This window comes from Enterobacter sp. R-1.6.2 (genome assembly GCF_035064085.1).
Lineage (GTDB): Bacteria > Pseudomonadota > Gammaproteobacteria > Enterobacterales > Enterobacteriaceae > Enterobacter > Enterobacter asburiae_B.
The window spans coordinates 1-11,543 of record NZ_JASEYI010000010.1 but is presented as its reverse complement, the minus strand read 5'-3'; the positions used below and the strand labels follow the sequence as shown (position 1 = coordinate 11,543).

Genomic DNA, 11,543 nt, shown 5'->3' with positions numbered 1-11,543 from the left:
ATCTAAGATATATTCAGATGCAATCTAAAAGATCTTGCATTTTTACTTACTAGTAATCATTATCATTTGGATAATTGATTTAGATATATCGTATTCACCAGAGAAGGGGCTAAAAATGGCATCTACCCGTTACCCACAGCGTGTTCGTAATGACCTGCGCTTTCGCGAGCTGACGGTGCTCCGCGTTGAGCGCGCCAGCGCGGGTTTCCAGCGCATTGTTTTAGGCGGCGAGCAGCTGGAGGGCTTTAGTTCCCGCGGTTTCGACGACCATACAAAAGTCTTTTTCCCGGCTCCTGGGGCGGTATTTGTACCGCCGGTGGTCACCGATGAAGGCATCGACTGGGGTGACGGCGTACGTCCTCAGACGCGCGACTACACGCCGCTGTACGACGAGGCAAACCATGAGCTGGTGCTCGATTTCTTCGTTCATGACGGCGGCATTGCCAGCCGCTGGGCGGTCGAGGCGAAAGCGGGCGACAGGCTGACCATCGGCGGTCCGCGCGGTTCGCTGGTGGTTCCGGAGGATTACGCCTGGCAGCTGTACGTGTGCGACGAGTCCGGCATGCCCGCGCTGCGTCGACGCCTGGAGAGCATTGCTAAACTGCCGGTTCGCCCGGAAATTCATGCGGTTGTGACGGTCGGAGACGATTCTTATAAGGCGTATCTGGCGCACCTGAGTGAATTCAACATCACCTGGGTGGTGGGCCACAGCGAGCAGGCGGTAGCGGACCATCTGGCGGCGCTGACCGTTCCAGAGGAAGATTACTTCATCTGGCTGACCGGGGAAGGGAAGGTAGTGAAGACGCTGAGCCGTCAGTTTGAAACCGACGCGATTGACCAGCAGCTGGTGCGTGCCAGCGCATACTGGCACGCCAAATAATCAGGCGGCGGAATCCAGCTGCGCTTCGCTCACCTGATGTTCGAGCGAGGCGCGGACCTCGTGCAGGGCTTTCTCCTGCTGAGCGAAGTACGCTTCCATATTGTTCAGCGACGAGACCAGAAGCCAGGACTCCTCTTTCTCCAGCTCCGCCAGCTCGTTCACTAAAATGTCGATTTGCTCGCGAACCTGCGCCATTTTTTTGCGGATACGTTCCAGATCGTTCAGCCTGTCGCTTGCCATCAATGGCTCAAAGCCCTGCTGCAGCCGGGCCACCAGTGAGCGAATGGTTTTAACGTCGCCACGCTGCTTCGCCTGGTTGAGCTGGACCATCATCGCGTTAGCTTCCTCTTTCAGGTCGTCCGCCACCAGATCCGGATGGCAGAGCTTGCTCGCCTGCCGCCAGAGGCGCTTGAGCTCGTTCCGATCCTCTTCCGAGAGATCTTTCCCTTTGCGCAGCCGCACTTCGGCATCGTGATGCTGCTCGCGATACTTCTCGTACTCTTCGTTAGCGTCGTCGCGCGCCTGACGCGCAGGCTCCTCTTCGCGCGTTAAGCCGCTCTCCAGCTCCAGCGCTTCGGCCAGCAGGTTGGCAATCAGATTGCTTTGCTGTTCCAGATGCTTACGCGCCTCAGCGGCCTGCACGGAGTCGGCCGGGAGATCGCGCCAGCGCTGGGTGAGCGTCGCCAGCACCTCTACCGCCTGCGCCATATAGCGCTGGCAGCGACGGTAATCTTCCTCGCGACGACGCGCTTCCGCCTGCTGACGGCGCAGATTGAGCTCGGCCAGCGTTTTACGCAGGGCGAGGATCTGCTGCATCAGCGGTCCGAGGCGAGAAAAATAGAGATCGTTGAACTCATCAAGCTGCTGCACCCGGGCGTTGCGCCGGTCAATCAGATCGCGCAGACGCTCTTCCAGTGCCTTTAGCTCCAGCTTGCTGGCGGCCACCTGCGGATCGCGCCACTGGGTCACGGCGCGCTGGCCCTGCAGCCAGGCGGTAATTGCCGCCATCGCAGCGGTGTAGTTCTTCTCCTCAAGCGCCACGACGATTGCCTGCAGCTCATCGTCAAACGCTTCATTTTTCAGGCGTGTCAGCTGGCTCTGGATGATGTCGTCATCTTCCAGTTCAATGGCATTTTTAATGATTTCTAGCCGTTTGATCGGTGTGCTCATGATGCCTTTCGCTTTGGCGCTTAAGTATTTGAGTTAAGGTTAGTTGTTGTAAAAGCTACAGGAAATAATACACACGGATGATGATCGGCGCGATGGGGGATTTCTTTAATGAGTTGATGTGTGGTGCTCTCATTATGGGGTAAACCCGATAGAGCGACATGCCACACCTTCACCAGCCCTGTTAATGTGCGTCGATTCTCTTTTTCCCCTGCCTCGGGTTTTTCCGTGTCCTACCCGAAAGCGAGCGCCCCACCTTTGGTGGCGAATGCATCCGACCCACCCTCAATTAACCTCGCTGTAAATCCCCGCCACGCGCCCCACCGTTTTTATCTCGTCGATACCGCATTCAAACGGAACCTTGCCGCCCGCCACGTGGAGTTTTTTACCCGGCAGCAGCGTGAGGTCGCGGATGCTGGCGGTGCCTTCAATCTCAACCAGCCACAGGCCGTCGGTTAACGATGCTTCTTTTTCAATAAAGTGCAGCTTTCCCTCCGCCCGAACGGCGATGCCGCGAGCCAGCGGTTTGCTAAAGAAACCAGAGTCAATACTCAAAGTGGTATTTTCTTCCAGCTTTCCATCACTCAGTGTGAATGTGGAAACCGAAACCGGATCGCCCGGCGCGGGGTGACCTTCAAACTGTGCACCTTGTCCGGTCATCAGCCAGCGAAGGCTGGCACCGGTGTCCAGCGCGCACTGAACCGCAAAATCGTAAGAGACGGTACCGCGCGCGTAGCGGTTCTGAAGCGAGCTGGCGGCGATATTAAAGTGCCGGGCCAGCTGGATTTTCTGCGTGAAACCATATACCTGACAGATTCTATCGAGTAACTCTTCATTATTCACTTGAGAATCTAAAATCAAAATATATTCCTTTGGGTGTTTACTAATACTCATTTGGGTATTAGTATTATTACAAATTCGGGCAATCAGCGGCAGGCGTTGGCAAACAGAGGCTAATGATTGCAGACATTATCAAAATGGGAATCATGCAGCATGGCATCTGAAATCGCAATCATCAAACGGCGGAAAAAACCGTGCTGTGCCCGTTTTCAGCGCACTAGCGTGCGTGAGTTTACGCGAGGGGAGATATGGCGATAGAAGCTGCCCGTGCAAGGGTTCCACTTAGCGTGGGAGCTCGCCTTAGCGGGCTTAACCACGTCGCTGAACTGCGCGCCCGATACGGGAGCGATAGCGGAAAAGAGCTGGCGCGGTTTATGGCTGAGCTGCGCGATAAGCGCGATCCCTGTTTTGAGGAGAACAGCAGGGCGCTGGCCGCCCTCTTTTTCCTGGCGAGATTGCCCGTCGCCCGTCATGAGTGCGAGCTCAGTGAGCTAACCACAGAGGAGAAAAGGGCGCTGATTAACGCCATGAATCATTTTCGTGCTGTCGTGAGTTTATTTCCTGAACGGCTGACCATGCCGATATAACCCAACCCAAAAACTAATGGCGTAAACCCGCCGGGCATCCTTTTGCCTGAATTTAAGGAGAACGCGTGATGCGAAACAGTGAAAACCGCCCTTATCCGACCGGAAGTGAAGAACTGAAGCGCCTGCTGGCAGAGGCAAAAACAGAGGAACGATGCGCGCGAGCCCTCGCGGTCTCCCTGCGTCTGGAGGCCCTGGCGAGCCATATCTACAAAACCGGCATGAGCGGAGAAGACGTTGCCGAACTGCTGTGCCACGAGGCGGCCCGCTACGAGCGTGAATCCCAGGAGCTGCACTGATGGCCGATTTTATCGATCTTGCGCAGGCGCGCGAGCAGGAGGACAGAGAGCGGTACATTAATCGCGCCCGCAGACGACCCGCATCGCCTTCGCGTTTCCTCTGCGAGGACTGCGAGGCGCCGATACCGGAGGCGCGCCGAATAGCGGTGCCCGGCGTAGCCCTGTGCGTAACCTGCCAGGAGATCGCAGAGATAAAAAATAAACACGTCCGGGGAGGATAAGTTGGCTACGTCATTTGCTTATCCGTGGAATGCCCCACGGTCGGCCATTGCCAGCCCTTATCTCACCCATGCCCAACAGCAGCGCCGCGATCGCCTTTTCGCGGCGCTGCAGCAGGCAAGAATTGCCCTCTCACAGCAGCCTGACTGCGTACGCTTCGAGGTCTGGCGCACGGTTGACGCCCTCGAACAGCATAGGGGCAGCCCGCAGGCTAACGCCTTTTTGATCCGCTTCTGCAAAAGGATGTTACCCCGTCTGAGGCGGGTCTCTGAACGCTATGCCTGCACAGGCCTGCACGACGAGGTCTCGAGGGCCGTGTTTGACGGCCATTTCGACACCAAGCTTCTGCAATACCTCGCCTCGCGGATGGTCGAACTGGTGGCCCGCTATAACCGCCTTCCGGATATGTCCCGCGCGGACATCGACCTGCTGGCCGCAGATATCGCCAGCTTTATTCGCGGCGAGCTGGCGAATATTAACGATGCTGAGATGGGTGAATACCAGACGCTGTACGTCTGGTATCAGCGCGCCGGACTGATCGCCCGACAGTTCAACGTGTCGCCTCCGCACTGGGAGCGGGTGTCGAAGACGTTTTTCAACAAAGATGACGTTGCCGCGGCGGTGATCCGCATGTTTTCCGAGGCGTGGTGGTGCGGGCGCCTGCGTCGGGTCGCGGCTGCCTGGCGCGAGCATTTGCAGATCGCCCTCGGCAACGTCAGCAAGCGAAAAGCGGCGTATGCGAGCAAACGCTGCGTGACCGAGTGGCGCGAGCAGAAGCGCCGCACCCGCGAATTTCTCAAGGGCATGGAGCTGGAAGATGAAGAGGGCAACCGCATCAGCCTGATTGAAAAATACGACAGCTCGGTGGCCAACCCGGCGATACGTCGCTGTGAACTGATGACCCGCATCCGCGGGTTTGAAAATATCTGTGAGTCGCTGGGCTACGTGGGCGAGTTCTATACCTTAACCGCGCCCGCGCAGTATCACGCGACGCTGAAATCAGGCTTCCCCAACGCGAAGTGGAACGGGGCCAGCCCGGCGGATACGCAAATCTACTTTACCCGCCTGTGGGCGCGCATCCGGGCAAAACTGCACCGGGACGGGCGCCGTATCTTTGGTATCCGCGTTGCGGAACCCCATCACGACGGTACGCCCCACTGGCACATGCTGATGTTTATGCTGCCGGAAGACGTCGAATGCGTTCGCCGGATTATCGGGGATTATGCCCGGCAGGAGGATGCCGTTGAGCTGCAGAGCGAAAGCGCCAGACAGGCGCGCTTTCACGCGGACGCGATCGATCCGCAGAAAGGCAGCGCTACCGGCTATATCGCCAAATACATCTCAAAGAATATCGACGGCTATGCGCTCGATGGCGAGACCGATAACGAAAGCGGTGGATTGCTGAAGGAGACGGCGTCCGCCGTGTCGGCCTGGGCAGGACGCTGGCACATTCGCCAGTTTCAGTTCATCGGCGGCGCGCCGGTAACGGTCTACCGCGAGCTGCGACGTCTGGTGGATGCCGAGGCCGCGCGCGGTCTGAGCGTTGAGTTTGCCGCCGTCCAGGAGGCTGCCGACGCCGGGGACTGGGCGGGTTACGTTACTGCGCAGGGCGGGCCGTTTGTGCGTCGCGATGATTTACAGGTGCGCACGCTGTATGAGCCGCGCGCCGGGTTTAACCAGTACGGCGAGGAAACGGTCCGCATCCGCGGCGTGTACGATTCTGCCGTTGGCGCGGGCAGCCCAGTTTTAACCCGGCTCACGCAGTGGAAAATTGTGCCGAAGCGGGCCGCGGATCTTAAGGACGCGCCCGTATCCTCTCGGAGTTCTGTCAATAACTGTACGCAGACCGATCTTTCTCAACCCCTCAGCCGACGTGCGAGGCGGGCGTTAACCGAACGCATCAAATTCATCCGCCCTGGCGCGACAGCGCCCGTCGTCTTCGCGAGCGACCCGCAGAACGGGGTACCGGAGAAGGTGATCGATGAGATACGGCTCGCCACCGGGATAGCCATCAGCCGGGCAGAAGCCCTGCATCTGATGGCGGGAGGCATCAGCCGCTTTAACGATAAATGGTGCAGGGGCGCAGCTGACGGATCGCTATTTCCGGCACCGTGTTCTTACCAGCAAAAGGCGCGGAAAATCCTTGAACGTATTGGGCTTTTAACGGATCTCTTCGCTCAGAGGGCACGCTAATCTCCATCCATATCATGTACATACCGTGAAGGGTTCTGATTTTTCGCTTCACTCTTTTTGTGAATACGTGCTACTGTATGTTTATACAGTATCTCGTGGTGGAGGTTGTGTGGACAGAGAGTTGAACGAGCAGGTCATGATTGAACGAGTCGAGCTGATTGCGCGACTGACGACGGAAGGAACGTGTCAGGAAAGAGATCGTGAGATTGCCCTGAATTTGATTGCTGAGATTGCGCGGGGAAATTTAATCAAGAACAACGCATTTACCGTTGTGTTCTCAGCATCGCCTGTTCCGGAACGAATCAAAAAAGAGGGCAACGTTCGGGTGAACATTACTCTCGATAAAGATCAGCAGATTGACCCTGCCGTCGTTGAGGCCTTTCAGTGCGAACTGACCCGCAGAATACGCTCCCTGTTTCCGTCATCGCGGGTGAACGTGAAAATCGGATCGGTGACGGGGGTCGAACTCCAGGGGCTTGAAAAAGAAGCCGATCGCGAGGCGCTGGACGCTATCCTCCGGGAAGTCTGGGAAGACGAGAGCTGGCGCTAGCCCCGGCGTCATCACCCGTACCAACACCCTCATTCCTGTTTTGCGCTTCCGTTGAACCACGCTTCGCCGCTCGCGGACGATCTGTTGTGCCCGCGATTGTCCATCCGTCAGCGATAGCGAAAAGCCTGCTGGCCCGGGAAACTCTACGGTACCTGGAAACCGGATGTTGGGAGCGTCTGATGAAAATCTATGCAATGCAAGGGGACACGCTTGATGCCGTTTGCGCCCGCTTTTATGGGCGCACGGCTGGCGTCGTTGAAGCCGTTCTGAAGGCCAATCCTGGCCTCGCGGAGTTAGGCGTTATCTTGCCTCACGGCACGCCGGTAGAGATGCCGGAGGTGAATAGCGCCCCCACAAAAGAATCCGTAAACCTATGGGACTGAGCCTGGAGAAAATCACCACGTTTATCGCCTACTGGCTGGCCATGGCGCTGGCATGGTTCGGGGCGATGTCTCCTGAAAAAGTCGCGCTGTACGTGGGGAGTCTGTGCGCCATTTTTACCGCATTAACGAATTACTGGTTTAAGCGAAAAACCTGGCGCTATCTCCAGTCTCTTGGCCTCGATAAGAAGAGCATTCGTGAACTCAATCATTAAGCGTTGCAGCGTCGCCGGCGTGCTGGCCCTGGCGGTGCTGATGCCTGACTTTCGATTACTGAAAACGTCCCCGGAAGGATTGGCGTTGATTGCCGATCTCGAAGGATGTCGCCTCTCGCCCTACCGGTGTAGCGCCGGCGTATGGACGTCCGGCATTGGCCACACGGCAAACGTTGTGCCGACGCGGGACATTACCGAGCGTGAGGCTGCGGTAAATCTGGTCGCTGATGTGCTCAATGTTGAGCGGCGTCTGGCGGCATGTGCGCCAGTAGAGATGCCGCCCCGGGTCTATGACGCGCTGGTGAGTTTTACCTTTAATGTCGGCGCAGGCGCCGCCTGCCGTTCGACGCTGGTGTCCTTTATCAAACGTAAACAGTGGGTGCAGGCATGCGGGCAGCTTACCCGCTGGGTGTACGTCAACGGCGTCAAAAATGCCGGGCTGGAAAACCGTCGCGTCCGCGAGAAGGCCTGGTGCATGAAGGGGCTGCCATGAGAACGCTCATGCTGGCGCTGGCCGGGCTGCTGGCCATCGCGCTGTGGCTTCGTCATGACAACCTGAACCTGTCCCGTTCCTTAGCTACGGCCAATCGGGTCGCCAGCGAGCAAAAAACGGCCCTCGCCACGCTTAATCAGCAGCTGTCCCTGTCGCAGCGGATGGCCAGAGCAAATGAAAACGCCCAGGTCAGGCTCCGTGAGGAGCTTGTCACGGCGGGCGAGGAGGGGGCAAGACGGGAAGCGACTATCGGGAAATTACTCAATGAAAATGAAGCGTTACGCCGCTGGTATACCGCTCAGCTGCCTGATGCTGTCCGCAGGCTGCACACCCGCACCGCCTGCGCCTCCGCAGCACATTGTTTACAACGCCTGCCCGAAGGTGAGCCGCTGCCCGATGCCGGGGAGCGAACCCGCCACTAACGGCGATCTCAGCGCGGATATTCGCAGGCTGGAATACGCCCTTATCGCCTGCGCGCTGCAGGTTGAAACCATTAAAGACTGTCAGGATAAACTCGATGCACAAACTCAAGAGCCTGCGTCAGGCATTAATTGACGCGATCCCCCAACTCAATGCCAACCCGGAGCGCCTGCAGATGTCGGTCGGAGGCGGCAATATTGACGCCCGCCAGGCCTCCTCGCTCTCCTTTGAAAAACGGTATGCGCTGAACGCGAAGGTTAGCGGCTTCACCGGCGACAGCGAGGGATTTTTCGTCCCGGTGCTGGCCTGGCTTCGGGAAAACCAGCCGGATATTTTTACCCTCGATGAAGGACGCAAAAACGGTTACACCTTCGCGATCGTCTTAAACGATGACGATACGATGGATATCACCATCAGCGTGCAATTAACCGAGCGAATTCTTGTTTCCCAGGAGCAGGGCGCTCTCCACGCGACGTATTCCCCCGAGCCGCCGCTGCCGGAGCCCGTTACGCGTCCGAAGGCGCTATACGTCAACGGCGAGCTGGTCAGCCAGTGGGAGGACTAATTTCCCCGCGCTGAAGGCCACCTGGCGCCTGCCGTCTGGACCGCTTGTTGTATCATCCCGCAGAAAACCGCGTCTCGTTGCTGCCGTTCCTCCTGAACGGCATTCTCTTCTCATGAATACATTAACTTCCATGAACGGCATCGCTCGCGCGATCCGCAATCTTATTCGTATCGGTGTTGTGACCGATGTTGACCTCAGCAGAGGGCTTTGTCGTGTCCAGACCGGCGGGATGAAAACCACCTGGCTGAACTGGCTCACCTGTCGTGCGGGACGTTCGCGCGTCTGGTGGGCCCCTTCCGAGGGAGAGCAGGTGCTGCTGCTGGCCATCGGCGGCGAGCTTGATACCGCCTTTGTGCTGCCCGGCATTTTCTCTGACGACCATCCGGCGCCGTCCGGGTCACCTGATGCGTTCCACGTCTCGTTTCCTGACGGGGCGGTCATCGAGTACGAACCCGGTCACGGGGCGCTGACGGTTACAGGCATTAAAACGGCCGACATTACCGCCTCTGAATCGCTGACCGCCACCGTGCCGGAGGTGAGGGTGATGTCAACGTCCCGCATCACGCTGGATACGCCTGAAGTGGTGTGCACTAACAAGTTAATTACCGCCTCTCTTGAAGTGCAGAAGGGCGGTGTGATGGCCGGAAATATTGAGCATTCCGGCGGTAAATTCACCTCCAACGGGGTGCAGGTGGATAACCACGCGCACGGCAGTGTGCAAAGCGGCGGAAGCTGGACTAAGGGGACACAATGACGGTGCGTTACAGGGGGATGAACAGGCAGACCGGGCTGAGCATTTCAGAGGCTGAACACATCCGGCAAAGCGTGTGCGACATTCTGGTTACGCCGATCGGTTCGCGGGTCATGCGCCGGGAATACGGCTCGCTGCTGGCGGCGATGATCGACAGGCCGCAGAGCCCGGCGCTGCGACTGCAAATCATGGCCGCCTGTTATTCCGCCATCCAGAAATGGGAGCCGCGAATAAGCCTGACGGCCATCACATTCGAGCGTTCGGAGAACGACGGGACGTTGTATGTCGATATCACCGGCACGCGCCCGACCTCCGGACAATCCTTTTCTATCACCATTTCACTGAGTTAAACGCTATGGCTATTGTTGATCTGAGCCAGCTCGCCGCGCCTGATGTCGTGGAGGAGGTGGATTATGAAACGCTGTTGGCAGAACGAAAGGCCACCTTTGTCTCCCTCTATCCGGAAGAGGAGCGAGAGGCGATTGCACGGACGCTGACGCTGGAATCCGAGCCGATTGTGAAGCTTCTGCAGGAGAACGCCTACCGGGAAGTTATCTGGCGCCAGCGGGTTAATGAGGCTGCGCTGGCCGTGACGCTGGCCTATTCTTCCGGTCACGATCTGGACGTTATTGCGGGAAACAATAATACCGAACGCCTGACCATCACCCCGGGCGATGACACTACCATTCCGCCAACGGCTGCCGTCATGGAGTCTGATGCCGACCTGCGGCTGCGTGCGCAGCAGGCCTTTGAAGGGTTGAGCGTCGCGGGGCCGGTTGGAGCCTATGAATATCATGGTCGAAGCGCCGACGGACGGGTCGCTGACGTTTCGGTTGAAAGCCCTCAGCCCGCATACGTGACGATTTCGGTGTTATCCCGTGAGGGTGATGGTACCGCTCGTCCTGAACTACTGGCGGTTGTTGAAAAAGCGCTTAACGCTGAAACCGTCCGCCCGGTCGGCGATCGTGTAACTGTCCAGTCAGCAGAAATTGTGCCTTACAAGATAAACGCAACGCTCTACGTTTATCCCGGACCAGAAGCTGAACCCATCAGGCAAGCTGCAGAGCAGAAGCTGCAGAATTATATCAGCGCGCAGCATCGCCTTGGACGCGATATTCGTCTCTCGGCCATCTATGCAGCACTTCACGTTGAAGGCGTGCAGCGCGTGGAACTGGAATCTCCCCACTCTGACATTGTACTGAGTAAGTCGCAGGCCTCGAACTGTACCTCGTATCAGATAGCGATCGGGGGTTCGGATGAGTGAAAGGCTGTTACCCGTTGGATCCTCGCCGCTGGAAGTCGCCGCTGCCGCTGCGCTCTCGAATATTGAGCGTGTGCCGGTACCTCTACGCACGTTATGGAACCCCAGCGCGTGCCCGGTAAATTTACTTCCCTACCTGGCATGGGCGCTGTCGGTAGACCGTTGGGATGAGGCGTGGCCGGAGAGCACCAAACGCAGCGTCATTATGTCCTCGTTTTTCGTCCATCAGCACAAAGGAACCATCAGCGCATTGCGTCGTGTGGTGGAACCGCTTGGCTTTTTGATTGAGGTGCGCGAGTGGTGGCAGCTCGGTGAGGAGCCTGGCACATTCCGTCTGGTTGTCGGTGTGCTTGATAACGGCATCACTGACGAAATGTATCAGGAGCTTGAACGGCTCATTGAGGATGCCAAACCGGCAAGTAGACACATGACCGGGCTGGCTATCAGCCTGAGCTCAACGGGAGAGTTTTATGTCGGCGCAGGATGCTATCACGGCGATGCGCTGGCTGTTTACCCCTATACCACTGAGGAACTTATTGTCAGTGGTGATTATTACCCGGCCTCGGCCATCCATTTGATTGATAACCTGAGAGTGAACGCATGACCGCAAAATATTTGGCACTGTTGCAAAGTTAGCGATGAGGCAGCCTTTTGTCTTATTCAAAGGCCTTACATTTCAAAAACTCTGCTTACCAGGCGCATTTCGCCCAGGGGATCACCATAATA

18 protein-coding genes are annotated in these 11,543 nt (G+C 57.5%); 16 read left to right on the top strand and 2 right to left on the bottom strand.

Features of this window, described 5'->3' with window-relative positions; genetic code table 11:
• The first annotated feature begins 115 nt into the window (after positions 1 to 115).
• Positions 116 to 880, top strand: a complete 765-nt coding sequence (locus tag QMN93_RS12320; RefSeq protein WP_182382736.1) for a siderophore-interacting protein — start codon at positions 116 to 118, stop codon at positions 878 to 880.
• Here the strand turns inward: QMN93_RS12320 and QMN93_RS12315 are convergent, their stop codons facing one another.
• Together QMN93_RS12315 and QMN93_RS12310 are read right to left on the bottom strand one after the other, a co-directional pair.
• Positions 881 to 2,050, bottom strand: coding sequence for a DNA repair protein (locus tag QMN93_RS12315; protein WP_033146698.1), 1,170 nt, complete (start codon positions 2,048 to 2,050; stop codon positions 881 to 883).
• Positions 2,051 to 2,332: 282 nt separating this feature from the next.
• A complete protein-coding gene (locus tag QMN93_RS12310) occupies positions 2,333 to 2,908 on the bottom strand; it encodes a phage repressor protein CI (RefSeq protein WP_182382734.1) in 576 nt (191 codons plus the stop codon).
• Positions 2,909 to 3,135: 227 nt separating this feature from the next.
• Here QMN93_RS12310 and QMN93_RS12305 point away from each other — a divergent pair, with 227 nt between their 5' ends.
• The 15 genes from QMN93_RS12305 (at position 3,136) to QMN93_RS12235 (ending at position 11,421) form a co-directional block, all read left to right on the top strand.
• Complete coding sequence (locus tag QMN93_RS12305; protein WP_039260501.1) at positions 3,136 to 3,474, top strand: DUF5347 domain-containing protein; 339 nt, start codon at positions 3,136 to 3,138, stop codon at positions 3,472 to 3,474.
• Positions 3,475 to 3,542: 68 nt separating this feature from the next.
• A complete protein-coding gene (locus tag QMN93_RS12300) occupies positions 3,543 to 3,770 on the top strand; it encodes a DUF2732 family protein (protein WP_029741400.1) in 228 nt (75 codons plus the stop codon).
• A complete protein-coding gene (locus tag QMN93_RS12295; RefSeq protein ID WP_087823171.1) occupies positions 3,770 to 3,991 on the top strand; it encodes a TraR/DksA family transcriptional regulator in 222 nt (73 codons plus the stop codon). The genes QMN93_RS12300 and QMN93_RS12295 overlap by 1 nt, the downstream gene beginning before the upstream one ends.
• Before the next feature lies 1 nt (position 3,992).
• On the top strand, positions 3,993 to 6,182 hold the full coding sequence (locus QMN93_RS12290) for a replication endonuclease (protein ID WP_193140075.1): 2,190 nt from the start codon (positions 3,993 to 3,995) through the stop codon (positions 6,180 to 6,182).
• A gap of 109 nt (positions 6,183 to 6,291) precedes the next feature.
• The gene (locus QMN93_RS12285; RefSeq protein WP_193140073.1) at positions 6,292 to 6,732 is read left to right on the top strand and encodes a DinI-like family protein; all 441 of its coding nucleotides are present in this window, start codon (positions 6,292 to 6,294) and stop codon (positions 6,730 to 6,732) included.
• A gap of 179 nt (positions 6,733 to 6,911) precedes the next feature.
• On the top strand, positions 6,912 to 7,115 hold the full coding sequence (locus tag QMN93_RS12280) for a tail protein X (protein WP_023309248.1): 204 nt from the start codon (positions 6,912 to 6,914) through the stop codon (positions 7,113 to 7,115).
• Positions 7,106 to 7,327, top strand: a complete 222-nt coding sequence (locus QMN93_RS12275) for an HP1 family phage holin (protein ID WP_193140071.1) — start codon at positions 7,106 to 7,108, stop codon at positions 7,325 to 7,327. The genes QMN93_RS12280 and QMN93_RS12275 overlap by 10 nt, the downstream gene beginning before the upstream one ends.
• Entirely contained in the window at positions 7,311 to 7,820 is a 510-nt protein-coding gene (locus QMN93_RS12270; protein WP_193140069.1) for a lysozyme, read from the top strand. Before QMN93_RS12275 ends, QMN93_RS12270 begins: the two co-directional genes overlap by 17 nt.
• Entirely contained in the window at positions 7,817 to 8,242 is a 426-nt protein-coding gene (lysB, locus tag QMN93_RS12265; protein ID WP_193140067.1) for an Rz-like lysis system protein LysB, read from the top strand. The genes QMN93_RS12270 and lysB overlap by 4 nt, the downstream gene beginning before the upstream one ends.
• Positions 8,130 to 8,375: an Rz1-like lysis system protein LysC gene (gene lysC / locus QMN93_RS12260; protein ID WP_230122831.1), complete on the top strand. Its 246-nt coding sequence runs from the start codon at positions 8,130 to 8,132 to the stop codon at positions 8,373 to 8,375. Before lysB ends, lysC begins: the two co-directional genes overlap by 113 nt.
• Positions 8,338 to 8,805, top strand: coding sequence for a phage tail protein (locus tag QMN93_RS12255; protein ID WP_193140065.1), 468 nt, complete (start codon positions 8,338 to 8,340; stop codon positions 8,803 to 8,805). Before lysC ends, QMN93_RS12255 begins: the two co-directional genes overlap by 38 nt.
• Before the next feature lie 112 nt (positions 8,806 to 8,917).
• Positions 8,918 to 9,559: a phage baseplate assembly protein V gene (locus QMN93_RS12250; RefSeq protein WP_193140063.1), complete on the top strand. Its 642-nt coding sequence runs from the start codon at positions 8,918 to 8,920 to the stop codon at positions 9,557 to 9,559.
• Complete coding sequence (locus tag QMN93_RS12245; RefSeq protein ID WP_193140061.1) at positions 9,556 to 9,906, top strand: GPW/gp25 family protein; 351 nt, start codon at positions 9,556 to 9,558, stop codon at positions 9,904 to 9,906. Before QMN93_RS12250 ends, QMN93_RS12245 begins: the two co-directional genes overlap by 4 nt.
• 5 nt (positions 9,907 to 9,911) lie before the next feature.
• Positions 9,912 to 10,820, top strand: a complete 909-nt coding sequence (locus QMN93_RS12240; RefSeq protein ID WP_033146687.1) for a baseplate assembly protein — start codon at positions 9,912 to 9,914, stop codon at positions 10,818 to 10,820.
• Positions 10,813 to 11,421 carry a phage tail protein I gene (locus QMN93_RS12235; protein WP_039260511.1) on the top strand — a complete coding sequence of 203 codons (609 nt, stop codon included), beginning with the start codon at positions 10,813 to 10,815 and terminating at the stop codon, positions 11,419 to 11,421. Before QMN93_RS12240 ends, QMN93_RS12235 begins: the two co-directional genes overlap by 8 nt.
• Positions 11,422 to 11,543 lie beyond the last annotated feature (122 nt).